The 15728-nt window shown below is 59.8% G+C and carries 15 protein-coding genes; 9 read left to right on the top strand and 6 right to left on the bottom strand.

Annotation, left to right across the window (positions count from 1 at the left end; all coding sequences use genetic code 11):
• Nucleotides 1–28: 28 nt before the first annotated feature.
• Both D0Y96_RS05380 and D0Y96_RS05375 read right to left on the bottom strand, forming a co-directional pair.
• Nucleotides 29–601, bottom strand: coding sequence for a class I SAM-dependent methyltransferase (locus D0Y96_RS05380; RefSeq protein ID WP_158562229.1), 573 nt, complete (start codon nucleotides 599–601; stop codon nucleotides 29–31).
• Between the two features lie 8 nt (nucleotides 602–609).
• On the bottom strand, nucleotides 610–1392 hold the full coding sequence (locus tag D0Y96_RS05375) for a hypothetical protein (RefSeq protein ID WP_117298320.1): 783 nt from the start codon (nucleotides 1390–1392) through the stop codon (nucleotides 610–612).
• Nucleotides 1393–1578: 186 nt separating this feature from the next.
• Here D0Y96_RS05375 and D0Y96_RS05370 point away from each other — a divergent pair, with 186 nt between their 5' ends.
• From D0Y96_RS05370 to D0Y96_RS05355, 4 genes are all read left to right on the top strand, one after another.
• Nucleotides 1579–2775, top strand: coding sequence for a GGDEF domain-containing protein (locus D0Y96_RS05370; protein WP_158562227.1), 1197 nt, complete (start codon nucleotides 1579–1581; stop codon nucleotides 2773–2775).
• A 51-nt stretch (nucleotides 2776–2826) separates the two neighbouring features.
• Nucleotides 2827–4173 (top strand): tRNA (N6-isopentenyl adenosine(37)-C2)-methylthiotransferase MiaB, encoded by a 1347-nt coding sequence (miaB, locus tag D0Y96_RS05365; RefSeq protein WP_117298318.1) that lies wholly within the window; start codon nucleotides 2827–2829, stop codon nucleotides 4171–4173.
• A gap of 19 nt (nucleotides 4174–4192) precedes the next feature.
• The gene (locus D0Y96_RS05360; RefSeq protein WP_117298317.1) at nucleotides 4193–4681 is read left to right on the top strand and encodes a bifunctional nuclease family protein; all 489 of its coding nucleotides are present in this window, start codon (nucleotides 4193–4195) and stop codon (nucleotides 4679–4681) included.
• A 150-nt stretch (nucleotides 4682–4831) separates the two neighbouring features.
• Nucleotides 4832–5680, top strand: coding sequence for a glycoside hydrolase family 16 protein (locus D0Y96_RS05355; protein WP_117298316.1), 849 nt, complete (start codon nucleotides 4832–4834; stop codon nucleotides 5678–5680).
• Between the two features lie 11 nt (nucleotides 5681–5691).
• Here the strand turns inward: D0Y96_RS05355 and D0Y96_RS05350 are convergent, their stop codons facing one another.
• Complete coding sequence (locus tag D0Y96_RS05350) at nucleotides 5692–6969, bottom strand: acyltransferase family protein (RefSeq protein ID WP_117298315.1); 1278 nt, start codon at nucleotides 6967–6969, stop codon at nucleotides 5692–5694.
• A 304-nt stretch (nucleotides 6970–7273) separates the two neighbouring features.
• Between D0Y96_RS05350 and D0Y96_RS05345 the strand changes: the two genes are divergently transcribed.
• Together D0Y96_RS05345 and D0Y96_RS05340 are read left to right on the top strand one after the other, a co-directional pair.
• A complete protein-coding gene (locus D0Y96_RS05345) occupies nucleotides 7274–8836 on the top strand; it encodes a lipopolysaccharide biosynthesis protein (protein WP_117298314.1) in 1563 nt (520 codons plus the stop codon).
• A gap of 15 nt (nucleotides 8837–8851) precedes the next feature.
• The gene (locus D0Y96_RS05340; RefSeq protein ID WP_117298313.1) at nucleotides 8852–9664 is read left to right on the top strand and encodes a glycosyltransferase family 2 protein; all 813 of its coding nucleotides are present in this window, start codon (nucleotides 8852–8854) and stop codon (nucleotides 9662–9664) included.
• A gap of 64 nt (nucleotides 9665–9728) precedes the next feature.
• Here D0Y96_RS05340 and D0Y96_RS05335 read toward each other — a convergent pair whose 3' ends face one another.
• Complete coding sequence (locus tag D0Y96_RS05335; protein WP_117298312.1) at nucleotides 9729–10895, bottom strand: glycosyltransferase; 1167 nt, start codon at nucleotides 10893–10895, stop codon at nucleotides 9729–9731.
• Between the two features lie 536 nt (nucleotides 10896–11431).
• On the opposite strand from D0Y96_RS05335, the gene D0Y96_RS05330 reads away from it, so the two are divergent.
• A complete protein-coding gene (locus D0Y96_RS05330; protein WP_117298311.1) occupies nucleotides 11432–12535 on the top strand; it encodes an acyltransferase family protein in 1104 nt (367 codons plus the stop codon).
• Between the two features lie 65 nt (nucleotides 12536–12600).
• On the opposite strand, the gene D0Y96_RS05325 is transcribed toward D0Y96_RS05330, so the two are convergent.
• Nucleotides 12601–12828 carry a hypothetical protein gene (locus D0Y96_RS05325; RefSeq protein ID WP_117298310.1) on the bottom strand — a complete coding sequence of 76 codons (228 nt, stop codon included), beginning with the start codon at nucleotides 12826–12828 and terminating at the stop codon, nucleotides 12601–12603.
• 307 nt (nucleotides 12829–13135) lie between these two features.
• On the opposite strand from D0Y96_RS05325, the gene D0Y96_RS05320 reads away from it, so the two are divergent.
• The gene (locus D0Y96_RS05320) at nucleotides 13136–13576 is read left to right on the top strand and encodes a DoxX family protein (protein WP_147324921.1); all 441 of its coding nucleotides are present in this window, start codon (nucleotides 13136–13138) and stop codon (nucleotides 13574–13576) included.
• An 83-nt stretch (nucleotides 13577–13659) separates the two neighbouring features.
• Here D0Y96_RS05320 and D0Y96_RS05315 read toward each other — a convergent pair whose 3' ends face one another.
• The gene (locus D0Y96_RS05315; RefSeq protein WP_117298308.1) at nucleotides 13660–14718 is read right to left on the bottom strand and encodes a hypothetical protein; all 1059 of its coding nucleotides are present in this window, start codon (nucleotides 14716–14718) and stop codon (nucleotides 13660–13662) included.
• Nucleotides 14719–14998: 280 nt separating this feature from the next.
• Between D0Y96_RS05315 and D0Y96_RS05310 the strand changes: the two genes are divergently transcribed.
• A complete protein-coding gene (locus D0Y96_RS05310; protein ID WP_117298307.1) occupies nucleotides 14999–15712 on the top strand; it encodes an HAD family hydrolase in 714 nt (237 codons plus the stop codon).
• Nucleotides 15713–15728 lie beyond the last annotated feature (16 nt).

Below are 15728 nucleotides of genomic sequence, written 5' to 3'. Positions count from 1 at the left end.
TCACTTTACCGGCTTTATGCCTCCGGCGTTATCGCGCCTGCGCCACCAGCTCGGCAACGCCGCCGACTTCGCGGTAAACATGCTCATCGAGCAAAGGGAAAGCCGTCCGCAGCTCTCCCGGCTGCAGCGCATACTCGGGAATCTCGCGCCCGCGGAATCGTTCGTGCTCCGCCGTGAACGTTTTGCAGACCAGGATGCCTCCCGGCGCGAGCAGCCGTGGAAGAGCAGGGAAGAGAGCGCGATCGAGAAACCAGAAGACCGCGATCAGATGGAAGCATCGTTTCTCTGTGAGCGCCCAGGCGATGGTCCCGGAGGCTGTTTCGCGGCGGCATTCCACGCTGCCGTCGAGCCGGCCCGTCTGCTGCGCCAGACGCTGCCGGGCGAGTGCCATTGCGTTGTCGGAGATGTCAGACAGGGTTACCTGCCAGCCCCGCTCCGCCAGCCAGAGCGCGTGCCGCCCGGTGCCGCCCGCCAGATCCAGAGCCAGGCCAGGCGCCATTCCGGCGACGGCCTGCCGCAGCAGGGGATCGGCCGACCGCTCGTCTTTTTCGCCGGCGGCGTACTTCGCATTCCAGCGCTCGCGCTCATCTGCAGGGCTCATCGAAAATCTCATCGGCGCGCCTTCCGCACCAGACGCGCGCCCGACCAGTCCGCATCGACGGCGCACATTTTGAAGCCGCTGAAGCCATGCGCCAGACCGGTAGCGAGAACATCGGTCTGCGTGAAGTCCGAGCGCAGCTTTCCACTCTGTTTGGGATGGATCACCCACAGCACGGCCTTTGCCGGAAGCTGCGCCTCCAGCATCCCGAAAACATCTTCCATCTCTCGCGCGGTGCGCACCACGGCCAGAGCGATCTCCGTCTGTGCATCGATCTGCTCTTCGTATGCAATGCCCAGCCGCCGTCCCAGCCCGATCACGTCGCCGAGAATCACTGTCCTTACTTCGCCGCCGAGGCCCATCTTGCGCGCCAGCACCGAACCGGCGACCGCTCCTGCGCCGCGCGTGCGGGGCTGCACAGGCCGCACGGGAGCATGATCGATGGCATGCTTCACCCCGGCTGCGATCTGCTCCCAGGAGCAGTACACGGCATCGGGAATCTCGACGCGAACCAGAGCGATCTTCTCTTCCACGCCGCCGGCAAAGACCAGCGGCACGGGCCGTGTGGTGGGGCTGCCGCGCAGCTGAATGCCGATCTCGCGGCCATAGGAGGGCTTCGAGCTCAGGTCGATCACAACGGCATCCACACCGGCCCGCGCCAGTTTGCCGATCAGGCCGGAGCTGCGGTGGATCGATAGTTCCAGAGTGAACCCAGCCCTTTCGAGCCGTTGTTTCTGCTCGCCGATGGCTTCGGTATTCCACGAAATCAGAGCAATGTTCTGCTTCTGCCGCATGCTGCGAAGATACCGCAGCGAGCTCCGGGACGTACCCGCCGGGAAGCAGGGTAACCGATGTGTGTCTCCCCGGAAGATTGATCGTGACGGATGCGCTTCAGCATGGCATGCTGGATGGGAATCCCCATTTGTTAACAGATTTGCCGGAAAGGACCCTGGGCAGAGCGGATGTCCATGCGCGCTTTAATGGCCGGATACGCAGTCATTCTGGCCATGTTCGTCATCGGCTGTTTTGCAATCGACCGCAGCATGCCGAACCTGAAAGGTATGCGCTGGCTGAAGTCGGCGTTCGCCCTGGCCTTTGCCGGGATCGTGCTGTTCTCCGCCCGTTCTTATACCCATCTGTTTTTCATCGTGAGTCTCACCAATCTCAGCCTGGTGATGACCTACGTTCTGTTGCATCAGGCCATCTGCGAAGTACTGGAGCGGCCCAACCACCAGATACGGATCAGCATGGCGGTGGTGGTCTTCAATATCCTTGCCTGCGTCGATTTCACCCTGGTTCATCCCAACTTCTCTTACTTCAGCTACGCATTTTCAACCACGGCGGCGGTGCAGATCGCGCTGTCCGCTTACGTTCTCTTCCGACACTATCCACCCCTGCTGCGCGGGCCGGCTATGTTTGCCGGCGGCATTATGGCCACTCTGGCCTCCATTCACGTGGTGCGCGCGATCGTGACGATATTTCTCGGGCCGCCGCACACCGACCTGACACACCCGTATCTCTTCCAGTCCTTCTTCACGCTGGTTCACTGCATGCTCGGCATCAGCGCGGGACTCAGCTTCGTGTGGCTCTCGGTCTGCGCCCAGCGGCTGAATCTGCAGACGCTCGCCCTGACCGACGGCCTGACCGGACTGCTGAACCGCCGCGCCTTCGAGGAGGCGCTGCAGCGCGAGCTGACCTACTCCAACCGTCACGGCAAGGCGCTCGGACTGGTTCTGGTCGATCTCGATTTCTTCAAGATCATCAACGATACCTATGGGCATCCCATCGGCGATGAGGTCATTCGCCGCGTCAGCGCCGTTCTGCAGTGCACCACGCGCGGCTCCGATGCGCTGGCCCGCTTCGGCGGCGAAGAGTTCACCATGCTGCTGCGTGATACCGACTCGATGCAGGCGGCGATGGTGGCGGAGCGCATTCGCCACTCCATCGAGATGATGGACAATCTGCCGGTCTCGCTCAACATTACGGCCAGCGTCGGCGTCGCCGTCAGCACCTTCGGCGATACCAGCGAGACGCTGCTGAAGCACTCCGACGAGGCGCTCTACCGCTCCAAGCGCGCCGGGCGCAACATGGTCAGCATCCACAGCGACAGCACGCTCGAGCGGGTCTATCTGCCCGCGCCGCAGAGCCGCCACGCCTTTCTTTCCCCGCACCGCTAGACGCGCTCTACGCAGGCTGCGCCGCGGCCCCGCGCTATACTTGAAGAGAGCATGACGACACAGAACAACCACGATTCGGCGAGCCCGTCGAAGACGTTTTATCTGGAGACATTCGGCTGCCAGATGAACGTTCATGACTCGGAAAAAGTCATCGGCACACTGGTACAGCAGGGCTATCGGCAGGTGGAAGACGAAGAAGCGGCCGACCTGATTCTCTATAACACCTGCTCGATTCGCGACAAGGCCGAACAGAAGGTCTTCAACCGGCTCAACGATTACAAAAAACTCTATCGCCAGGGCAAGCGCTTCGGCGTTCTGGGCTGCGTGGCGCAACAGGAAGGCGAGCGCATCTTCGAGCGCGCGCCGTTTGTCTCGCTGGTTTCCGGCTCCGCCTCGTATCGCAGGCTGCCCGAGATGCTGATCCAGATCGAGCAGGGAGCAACCCGGGTCACCGGTCTCGACGACCGCCAGACGGAAGAGACCTTTGAAACGGAGTTTACCGCCCGCACCAATCCGCATCGCGGCTACATCACGATCATCGAAGGCTGCGACAAGTTCTGCGCATACTGTGTGGTTCCTTATACCCGCGGCAAAGAGCGCAGCCGCACATCGACCTCGGTGCTGGCTGAAGCGCGCCGCATGGCCGATGCGGGTTATACCGAGATCCAGCTCCTCGGCCAGAATGTGAACTCGTATCGCGATTCGGAAGGGAAGCTGAGCTTCGCGGAGCTGCTCGCCGCCGTCGGCCAGATCACCGGCATTCGCCGCGTCCGCTTCACGACTTCGCATCCGCGGGATTTCACGCGGGATATCGTCGAGGCCATCGACGCGGTGCCGTCGCTCTGCGATCACGTGCACCTGCCGGTACAGAGCGGCTCATCGCATGTGCTGCAGATGATGCAGCGTGAATACACGCGCGAGCAGTATCTGGAGCGCATCGCGTGGATCAAGGCGGCCAGGCGGCCGATCAGCATGACCACGGACATCATCGTCGGCTTTCCGGGAGAGACGCCGGAGGATTTCGAGCAGACGATCGATCTGCTGGCCGAGGTGCAGTACGACGGCGTCTTCGCCTTCAAATATTCGCCGCGGCCCAATACTCCGGCCGTGACCATGCCGGATTCCATCGTGGATGAAGAGAAATCGGCCCGGCTGCAGATCCTGCTCGAGCGGCAGCGCGAGATTCAAAGGATCAATTACAACAACCATGTCGGGGAGATTTTTGAGGTAATGGTTGAGGGTCAGAATGCGGCGCGCGCGCAGGTCATCGGGCGCACCAGCCAGAATAAGACCTTGAACTTTACCACCAGTCAGCCCATTATGCCCGCAACCGGGAATTATCTTCCGGTCAGGGTGACGAAGAGCTTTCCCAACAGTCTTGTGGGTGAGGCAGTCTGAAGCGGAAGAGGGGGCGCCAATGGAAATCGAAATGAAAATCCGGGGACTGATGGTCGACCCTTCGACGAATATGCCGATCGTGCTGCTGCGCGATCCGGAGAGCGACGCCATTCTTCCCATCTGGGTGGGGCTTTATGAGGCCAACGCCATCGCGATGGAGGTCGAGAAAGCGACCGCCACGCGTCCGCTGACGCATGACCTGCTGAAAAATCTGGTGCAGGGCCTGAATGCCCAGGTGCAGCGCATTGTGGTGACCGAGCTGAAGGACGATACGTTCTATGCGGTGATCTGGATGGTCCAGAACGGGGAGATGGTGGCCGTCGATGCGCGCCCCTCCGACGCGCTGGCGCTGGCGCTGCGCTCGGACTGTCCGATTTATGTCGCCGAAGAGGTGCTGCTCGCCGCCAAAGTCCTGCCGAATCCCGCCGACTCGCAGGCTTCGGCCCAGGATATCCGGAACTGGCTGGAGAATCTCGGCGACGAGGATCTCGGCCGCTACAAGATGTAGCCCGATCCATCCCGCAAAAAATCTTTGCCTGCTGTCGCCGCGTCACAGTGCGCTTCTGTACAGCTGCATGCATTCAACCTGAATTGACAGTGGAGCTGCCGGTCCCGGTGTAGCCTGTCCCTGCGGTCATGGCGGGTCGAAGAGCTTCCGATGCAAAGAGCAGAAAACATCAGACGGACGATCCTTGCGGGCGGGGCTTTTTGTCTTCCCGCATTCCTTCTGCTGGTACCGCTGGCCTGGGCTGCGACCCTGGCCGGGCCGGTCACCTGGGGCTCGCCGGATCAGGCATGGGGCACGCGCCGGGCCGTCACGCCAGCCGACCGCGCCGCCATCGCGGCATGGCGTTCAGGCCACAGAACGCCCATTCTTTCGACCGATTTCACAAACCTTTCCGAGCTCGACAGCAACTGGAGCCCGGTGAGCGATGACAATGCGAGCCTGAAGTCCTGCCGCCGGCCGGACAGCGTCCAGGCAACGCCCTCGGGCCTGAAACTTGAGGTTCTTCCGTCGAAGGACTGCCGCACCGCGCACTGGTCCATCGGCTACATCGCCAGTAAGACCAAATACGGTTATGGCTTCTATGAGGCCAGTATCCGGATCGCCGATATTCGGGGGCTCGACAACGCCTTTTGGCTGACCACCGACGATCATTTCGAAATCGACATCACCGAGACGTTCTACCCCAGCTACATGCATCTCGGATTGCAGTACTGGCCTTCGAACAAGACGGAGAAACACACTGCCATGGGCTGGGGCGCCAACTTCGTCGAGAACCTTTCCGCGGGTTTTCACGACGTGGGTCTTTTGTGGACGCCGACCGATATGATCTACGAGGTCGATGGCGAGCCGATCGCGGCGGTCATCACCCACGGCGCGGTCAAAGGACCGGCCACGATCCGCCTCTCCACGGCGCTCGCCGACTGGGCAGGCGGCAAGGTCCCCGACCATCCCGAAGGCCACGGCATGGCCGTGCGGTCATTGCGAATCTTCGGAAGCTGACGCGGTCCGGCTCAGCCTATATTGACCATCGGCTTGGTTTCGGGAACATCACGCGGCGCAGGGGTAAGCATGCGTGCCAGCTTTTTCCCCAGAGCCATCGTCGGCCGTTCCACGAACCGGTAGAAGAGGATGGTCGCGACGATGGTTCCCACGATATAGGCCGGAACCAGCAGCGAGAACCAGCGTGTCTGATACAGGCCGAAGAGCAGCGCGAAGAGAACCGTGGCGTGCACCAGATAAAGGGTGTAGGAGGCGCGCCCGGTCCAGAGAACGAGCTTGTGATTGAGTACCGCTTTGGTCCTGCGGTCAACCAGAGCAAAACAGATCGCCGTGGCGGCGCACAGAGCCGCGATCCAGTCTCCGGCTGCCTCATTCATATATCCCAGCGCAGCGGAGCTGGCCCACGCCGCATGCGGGAACGCCCGCATGACGCGCACCAGAACATGATCGTTAAAATGCGCGCTCCAGAGTGTTTTGATTCCTGTGGTGTACATCAGGAAGGCAAACAGTGCGATGGCGGCGCGGCTCCATTTGCTGATGCTGCTCAGCCAGTTCGAGATCGGCTCCCGGTTCTTTGCCAGCACCGCTCCGAGCAGGAAAAAGCTGATGAAGTGTATGGTCTCGGGAAAGCTCTGCAGGCTGAGATCGGCCGCAGGGTGAAATATGGGAATCAATGCCGTTCCCGCTTCGAGCAGCAGAACAAGCAGCACCAGTCCGCGTGTGCTGAGTTTGAGCACAGCCAGCGCGAGCAGCGGGAAAACGATGGAGATGCGCATCTCCTGCACGAGAGACCACAGAACCGTGTTGTACTGCGCGGCGGGAAAGACCCCCAGCATGAGCACATGCTGTATCACGCGGTGCCAGGTGATGGGCTCATTCCATGTGTTATTGATCGCTCCCGAAAACCCCGGCAGGGTGCGCTGCCCCAGCCACGCATCGAAGATCAGAGCAAAGCCGATTGCCGCCACGTATGGCATCCAGATGCGGCAGATGCGCTTTACCAGAAACGGAAAGTATGGATTGTCCTTCTTCCTGAGGAAGGGAAGCATCAGAACGAAGCCGCTGAGCACGAAGAAGAAGCGCACGGCCGCTCCGCCGGACATGATCACGGTAAGCGGCGTGTAATTGACGAGCACGATCAGGTGCCGCCAGAAATTCCACTGCGGATTGAGTGGTCCTGATGGGCCGCAGAACACCATCATCGAAAGGTGTCCGAACACGACTGTTACGGCAGCAAGACCACGCAGTGAATCCAGCTCATCGTAACGCTGTCCTTCGCGAGCCGTCATAATGCGCTCCGGTCGGGGGTTACCATTGTGCAGTGCGAATTGCAGGTCATTGTGTGGATGCAGTGTCTCATGATTCAAGGGGTAATTCCATGAGAATCATGCAAAGACAGGGCTTACCTGATGCAGCCGGAGAAGTCTTTCCCGTGTAACATAGGGTTATCATCGAAATGGTATACATGGAGTATCTGTTCCTGACACCGGCTCAACAGAGCTGAATTTTTGCAGTGAACATGACCCACCCGATCCCGGGCGCAGGCATAGCAGATACCAAGTCATTTTCTTTTTTGAATGAGACCGCCAACGAATGAGTCGTAGTGGAAGAGCCGCCAAAGGTTTTCTTACCAGTCTGGTGCAGTATGCCTCGCAGATTCTCGTCCAGGCGCTGCTCGCGCCGGTGGTGCTTAAGCTCGCCGGACGCGAAGCGCTGGGCGCTTATGCCGCGATCATGCAGACGCTCAGCTTCCTTGCGCTGGTCGACATCGCGCACTCGTGGTCGCTCGAGCGCTTTCTGGCGCAGGCGATCGGCATGGACGACGGAGGCGTGCGCTTCCGGCACGTCTTCACCACTGCGCGCACGCTGCTGCTGATTACCAACACCGTCTTCGCAGGACTGGTGGTGATCTTCAGCATGTTCATCGCGCAGCTGTTCCATCTCTCGCCGGGCATTGCTCATCAGGCAAGGTATGCGCTTTACGTGATTGCCGCGTGGGCCATTCTTCGCACGCCGCTGGCCGCATATCTGAATGCATCGGTGGCCACACAGGATCTGGCCGCGACCAATCTCATCGGAACACTGCTGGGGGCATCGCGCACACTGGCGTCGCTGCTGTTCGTTCTCGCCGGCGGAGGTCTCTTCGGCCTGATGCTTGCGGGCACCGTGGTCGAGGCCTGCGGCAGCGTTCTGTACCGGGTCCGCTTCCGCCGCAAGAATCCGCAGCTCACGCCTGGCTGGGGCGTACCTGATAAAAGATTGCTGCGCGAGATGGTGGGATTCGGCGGTCATGCCATGTTTCTGAACGTCGGCAATATGCTCATGTTCAGCTCCGGCAACACCGTCGCGGGCATAACGAGCGGCGCGGCCAACGCCAGTACCTTCTATACATCGCAGATGCCCACGATGACGGCGTACAACATGATTCTGCGCCTGTCAGACAGCGCAACGCCGGCCATCAATGAGCTCTACGGCAAAAAAGAGATGGACCGCATGAAGCAGGCGCTGTTGCGTCTCTCACGCTTTCTGCTGCTCATGTCGCTGCCGCTCGCGGTGGGCGTCTTCCTCTTCAATCACGATCTTGTTGTCTCGTGGGTGGGCGAAGGCCAGTATGCCGGAGAGCTGCTCACGGTCTGCCTTGCAATCTTTTGCGTGACCATCTCCATGCAGCGCGTGGCCATCGTCTACTCGTTCGTCTTCGGATGGATGCGCCTGCTTACCGGCACAGCCTTCTTTCAGGGCGTAGCCAATTTCGCGCTGGCATTTTATCTGGGAAAGAAGATCGGACTCGGCGGCATTACTCTGGCCCTCGTCATCGTGCAGCTTCCGCAGAACGTGCTGCTGTGGCGCAAAATCTCGAAGACTTTCCATCTGAATGTCGTTCGCTTTTTCGGCGGATGCCTCCTGCGGCAATCGCTGCCGCTGGCTGCAGCAAGCGCTCTGAGCCTGCTCGTGCATCACTACGTCCACATCCAGCACAAGCATCTGGGCGGGCTGCTGGCGGAGGTATTTACGTTTATCATCGTGTACTTCACGGGAGCATACTTCACGATGGTTCGTCAGGATCGCAACGACATCAACCGATACCTGCGCGGTTTTGCCAACCGTGGCCGCAGCATGCAGCAGCGCGTGGCCCGCTCTCTGGGCGCGGCCTGAGGATAAAAGACACTGATGACCTCTGAGCTCCCCCTCGTTTCCGTTCTCTTTGTCACCTACAAGCGCTTCGACCTGCTGGCGCAGACCGTCGAAGCCTTTCGCAGAAACACAGACTATCCGTCGCTCGAGCTGGTAATTGCCGACGACGGCAGCGGGGAAGAGATTCAGGCGAAGATTCGCACGCTGCCGGCGGATCTCTTCGCGCTGGCGCCGCGCAATCAGGGACTCGGCGCGAATAACAACAACGGCATCCGCCACTGCACGGGCAAATACATTTTCATGGTTCAGGATGACTGGGTCTGCCAGGGTCCGCGCGATTATCTCCGCCAGGCAATTCAGGTGATGGAAGAGAACCCACAGGTGGGCCTCATCAACTTCGGGGGCGCGCCACATCCTGCGGATAAGAACATGCGGCTCTCCGGCAGCAGCGAGCCCTGCTATGCAACGCCGAAGCCATACGAAGACGGACGCATTGAGTACTTCCTCTACAGCGATCAGCCCCACATCCAGTCGCGCGCCGCTCTCGATCACGTCGGGCTCTACAAGGAAGACCGCGACATGGAAGAGTGCGAGATTGACTACAACCATCGCTGGAAGAACCAGACGGCCTTTCTGACCGCGGTCTTTCCCGCCTGGTATATGAAGGCCTTCAGCAACGAAGGCCAGCAGCAGAGCTTTCGCACCACGCGCTTCCGTTATAAGGTGCAGGGATTTCTGCAGCCCGCCAAGCCCATGCTGGAGAAGTTCGCACCCGGCCTGGTTCGTTCCGGCAAGCAGATGGTGCAGAGCACGCTGCGCTGGCTCGAGCGCCGCGGCGTCGTACGCTGACCGGGAAATCAGATCGGCAGAAAATTTCGGAAGCGAAATGCGGGGAAGATGCAGACCGGCGCGATTACGCCGGCTGCGAAGAGAGCTGATTGACCGCGAGGCGGTCACTGCCCAGTCTGGACATCAGGGAGTCGATGGCGCGGTCGTATCCGCGGCCGGCTTCGATCTTACGCACGGTCTCGACCGCTGCGGCTCCCATCTCGCGGCGCAGCTCTTCCGACTCATACAGACGGAGAATGCCTTCGGCGAGCTGATCTTCGCTGGCCGGCTCGACCACAATGCCGTCGCGGCCGCTGGTGATGAACTCCGATGCGCCGCAGTTGCTGCTGGCCACGCAGGCGACGTAATTCGACATGGCCTCGACCAGCGCCATCCCGAAGCCGTCATCGACGCTGGGAAGCACAAAGGCATCGCAGCGCTGATAGAACTCGGAGATGTTGGGCACATAGCCGACCAGCTCCACATTCGGAAGCTGCTTCATCAGCTCTTCCAGAGCCGGAAAGCCGGCAAAGCCGCCGCCGGAGCGGATGAGGAGCTTCGCATTGGGCAGCGCCAGCTTCTTCCACGCCTTCAGCAGATAAAGATAGCCCTTGCGCAGCGGAGCTCCGCCGACCACGCCAACGGTAAAGACGCTGTTCTTCTCGGTGCGGGGCTTCTCCGCGATCTTTGTGCGGCCCAGCAGAGGAGCCTTCACCAGCTTATGCTGCAGCTCGGCAGGGAAGGTGCGTCCGGTATACATCGAGGGCACCAGAATCGCCTCGGCCAGGTCGTACTCCTCAAGCTGCCGCTCACGGAACCACTCCGGCTGCGGCTGCCAGGCAATACCTACACGCTCGGCCTCCCGCTGGCCGAGAGCCTGCTGGAAGTCGCGATGCGGGCAGGCGCGGTCGAGCACAAAGGCGCCGCCACGGCTCTTTGCCGCGCGAGCCGTGTAGAGGCTCTGCGTCGCCAGCCCGAAACAGATATCCGGACGGCCCATGCGCGCGGCTACCAGCGCGTCGTAAAAGAGGGTGTCCAGATCCACCATGCTGTGAGGCACCCGAAACGGCAGCACTCGGGAGACGATATGAATGGGCGCCGGTGCCATACGCACCGGGATGGTCTCGTCGAGGCCTTTGAAAAACCGGCGCGGCGCCGAGCTGAAGATATCGATCTTCCTGGCGTGCGCACGCAGGGCATTCGCGAGCATCACGAAGTGAAAGGGCCTATGGGCGGAGAGGGTAACGCGCATCTGTGATTACCTTAGCATAAGGAAGTGCAGAAAAGGGAACACTTACATTCCGGATACCGATCAATATCATGATTTATTTCAATATCTTAGTACGCTATATATGATTATTTACATGAGATTCTGACGGCCAGCAACTGACTGGACCTTCGGTTTAAGAGCCTCGGCTGGCCTAATCAATACTTTCCGTGAGAGCAAGACAGGAACTGAATTGGAAAGCCCACGTCGGAGCATGTCCTGTCCTTTACGAATCCCTGGCGGGCGCGATGGCACCCGGGCAGGCAATGCAGGAAAGCGTCACCCGCCCTGTGAATCAGGTTCAAGGACAGCCACGGCGCAAGCTATTCATCTGCAGCACTCACTATACAGAATATCCGTTATCGGACATAAATGCTGTTGAGGATTCCTGCGGAATGGCTCTGATACTCTGTACTTTCGTAATAACCTTCTGAGCCTCAATTGTCTGCCGTGATCTGCTGAAAGATCCTGCCGTACTTCGGCCGAACCCCCAACCCCCGAGTGCCTGGAGGCCCGATTTCATGGAGGCGAATCTTTCGACGGTATCTGAATCCACTTCAAGCGTCGGATTACCGCCCGATGCCGGCCCGGCCGCCGCACGCACCGGAAAGGCTCCGCAGGTCAAGCTGCTCAATGTGCAGATTCTGCGGGCGTATGCCGCCTTCGCTGTCGTCTTCTTCCATACCGGCTTCCATCGCGGTCTGCCGCGTCCGCTGGGCCGATTCGGCGTCGATACTTTCTTCGTGATCAGCGGATTCATGATGGCGTATATCTGCGCCACCAACCCCCGCAATTTCTTTCTGCGCCGCGTGGCCCGCATCGTACCGCTTTACTGGCTCGCCACCTTCGCCGTCTTCTTTCTGGCGATTGCCGCTCCCAGGTTTCTGCAGGCGACGCAGGCTTCGTCCGTCCACCTGCTCAAGAGCCTGTTTTTCATCCCGTTCCTGAAATCCGACGGCCTGGTTCAGCCGATGTTGTTTGTCGGCTGGTCGATCAACTATGAGATGTATTTCTACGTCATCATTGCGCTGGCGCTGCTGCTTACGCGGCGCTATGCGGCAGTGCTGTCGGCGTTCCTTCTGACCGGAATCTTCGCCGTTCTTCATGTCCTGCCCATTACGTCGAAGGTGCTCCAGTTCTTCGGCGAGCCGCTGATCTTTGAGTTTCTGCTGGGCATGGTCTGCTTCTGGTTCTTCCACAGGCTTCCGCGGGCTGCAGTCACACAATACCGGTATCTGATTCTGCTTCTGGGCATTGCGGGTTTGATCGGCCAGCCTCTCTTTGCGATCTATAGCCCGCTTCACCCTGTGGCTTGCGCAATTGGGCTCCAGCTGGCCGCCATGTGCATGGTGCTGTCCGCGGTGCTGCTCGACCGCATCGGCTTCTCCCTGCGCGTGGCCGCACTGGTGCTGCTGGGCGACGCCAGCTATGCGACCTATCTCACCCATTTCTACTGCGTGGGCGCGATAGGGGCAGCCGCCGGAAAGATCGGCTCAGTCTTTTTGCAGCGCGACCATCTGGCAGGCATGCTGCTCTGCCTGATCTTTGCGCACCTTGTCGGGGTTGCCGTCTATCTGGCAGTCGATAAACCGGCGCATACCTGGTTCCGGCGCAGACTGGATTAACACCTTAACACCTGCAGACACAAACGCCGCCCGTGGGCGGCGTTTGATCAGCACGGTAAATCCGTTCAGAGCGTGGATTCGATCTCGAAGCCCCAGGCTTCCAGCAGTGCTTCCGGAATGTACTTCGAATTCCGATTACGGCGAGCCCACTCACGCAGCCGTGTGGAACGAACATACTGATCCGGAGTGAGCTTGTATTCCTTTACCACCTGCTCGAAGGAAGTAACGGTAGGAACCACCGGGCCGATCGGCTCCGGCTTGCCCCAGTTGGGATTGCCACGACGTTTTGCCATGTTTCCTGTTTATCCTCAGTCGTAAAGTGACGTGCACAAAAAAATCGGCGTCTGCCCTGAACGGTACAGTCAGTCGGGCTCACCGGGAAGTCACAAACTCTTCTATTCTAAGGATTTTTTATACGAAAATCAATAGAAAACAGCGGGGATTCTCATTTCGTCACCCGCGGTTTAACTCTATCTATATCAATTATCTGGAGATGATTTTCATCTGCTCGAAATAGCAGGGTAAGCGCTTTCGTAAACCCTGTGCAAACCGGCCCATACAGCTATGGAATGACAACGGCTCTATCAAATTGCGTGACTTTTGCCCAGTCTTACGTACAATCCGGAGATGTTCGCTTTTCTGGACCGCCTGCGGCCCTTTTCCGCACTCGTTGCGCGCCTTGCTCTGGGCGCGATCATGATTGCCCACGGCTTCCAAAAGATCTTCCCGAAGGGCTCTCTGTATCACTTTACGCAGATGGTCGGCCACATGGGCCTGCCGGTGTGGCTGGGTTATGTGGCTGCTTTTACTGAGTTTTTCGGCGGCGTCATCCTGGTGCTCGGCCTGCTGACTCCCATTGCCGCCGCAGGCGTCGTCATCGACATGACCGTCGCCATTCTCAAGGTGCATCTGCGCCACGGGCTGACCGGCCCCGGTGGCTTCGAGTTCCCTCTTGCTGTCTTCGCGCTGGCGCTGGTGGTACTGGCGATCGGGCCAGGCTACCTGGCGGTCGACGCGCTGCTCTTCCGACGAAGCCGGTAACGAAAAAGCCTACAGACACTCGCCGGGGAGCCAATCCCCGGCATTCTGCTTTCAGCAATCCATCCGGACATTCCCCCGGCTGGCTATTCCCTGCTGCCGGTGCGCATCACGCGTACGCCGCTTCCCTGCCCGTTGCTCTCCGTCGACGTATCCGGAGGCGCAGTCGCGGACGATTCGACCATGCCCTGTCCCGTTCCGGCTGAAGGATGGCTGGCGCCGGGTGCGGTCTCTCTGCTTTCTCCGGGATCGAGTCCGCTCTCCGGTTCGTAGACCACGGCCTTTGGATCGGTGTGAAAGCGCCCGTCGACGATATAGGCAGCGACCAGCGAGCCGGCGACAACGGGGTGCAGAAGAGCCAGCGGCAGTACGTACTTCTTCGACTTCACCAGCGACTCAATCACTCCATCGACCGATTTGCTGCGAGGAATGGAGCCCGGCACCTGGGGAATGACGAAGGTGCGCATATCCATCTCATCGTGGTGGCGGTCGTACTTCACCAGCGAGCGGGCGATCTGCTTCGGAGTCATGATGCCAACATCGACGATGAAGTTCCGATGCACCGCATGCGGATAGTAGAAGTTCATCACCGTCTCGGAGAAGTTGGCGCAGTTGCGAAAGAGAAGATTGAAGTGCGCCTTGTTTCCGCCCTGATTGAACTGCTCGATGAGCTGCCGGTCCTGCTCCGCTGTCGTTGCGACCTCGAAGCCCCAGATGCGCCGGTCGTACGAGGAGCCGACAAGCTGAATCCATTCGCCGCGCGGAATCTCGCGCTTTGGATCGTCGGGCGCGATCGACATGAGATATTTGCGGCGGTAGGCATCGCGCAGGTGCAGCTCAAGCCTGGGACTTGCCGTCTCGGGAATCTCATTCACATTCTCGACCGCATACAGATAAGGGATGAGCGGAATGGCGATCCAGTCATAGCCGCCGACGTGATGGTAGCGGCTGATGACGACGCCCGCTTCACCGGGATGGCAGGGGCGCAGCTCAGTGAGCGATGCGGCACATACATCGGTGAGATACACGGCTGCGTGTCCTGTGGGATTCATCGCGCCGAAGCCGCCGAAGGGCTCTTCCAGCAGCAGAGCGGCATCGGCATAGGCGCTGGCCACAATACCGGCCGTCAGGAAGCACAGCAGCAACAGGGCCCTCGAGATTTGTCGCATATTCATCGCGGCTATAACCGGGAGTCCGATCCATAAACGCTTCCGGCAAAAAAACACCGGCCAAAAACGTTCGGCAATCGTGAGCACGGCCCACAAAATTAAGATGCCGATTCTTTTGAAAATATGAACGCGCGTTCATGGAAAAAGACGCGGCGAAGCGCAGGAATCACGCGCCAAGAAAAGAAAATGAAACAGATACAACCGCGGGTCTGTCGATTTTATTCATCTGGCGGACTTTGATACGCTGCAAAAGACGATGAGCATTCACAAGGAAACGCTGACCGGCCAGACGCTGCTGATCGACGCAGACGACACGCTCTGGGAGAACAATATTTACTTTGAGCGCGCCATCGCTTCCTTCATCTCGTATCTGAACCATCGCGAATATTCGCCGCAGCAGGTGCGCGAAAAGCTGAACCAGGTGGAGCGCGAGACGGTGCTCTCGCATGGTTACGGATTGTCCAGCTTCCGGCGGTCGCTGATGGAATGCTTCGAGCGGCTCTCCGTCGAAGATCTGACTGAGGAGAAGCGCGAGCGCGTTCTGAGCTTCGCCCAGTCCATCGCCGATCAGGAGATCGAGCTGCTGCCCGGCGTGGCCCAGACGCTGCCGGTACTGGCCTCACGCCATCGGCTGATCCTGATGACCAAGGGCAATGAGGCCGAACAGGCGGACAAGCTGGTGCGCTCCGGCCTCGCGGAGCACTTTACCGCAGTCGAGATTCCGCGCGAGAAAAATCCCGACGCCTACCGCTCCGTCTGCGCGCGCTACGAGCTGGCTCCGCACACCACGTGGATGATCGGCAACAGCCCGAAGTCGGACATCAATCCGGCACTCGCCGCCGGCCTGCACGCGGTCTACATTCACCACCATCACACCTGGGTGCTGGAGCACGAGCACTTCGACGAAGCTCCGTCGGGGCAGAAATTTGTTGAGCTCGAAAGCTTCTCTCACCTGACGCAGTGGCTGTAGGACCGGCGATGCGGAG

It is taken from the genome of Paracidobacterium acidisoli, from assembly GCF_003428625.2.
GTDB lineage: Bacteria > Acidobacteriota > Terriglobia > Terriglobales > Acidobacteriaceae > Paracidobacterium > Paracidobacterium acidisoli.
This window is presented reverse-complemented; position numbering and strand designations above follow the sequence as displayed.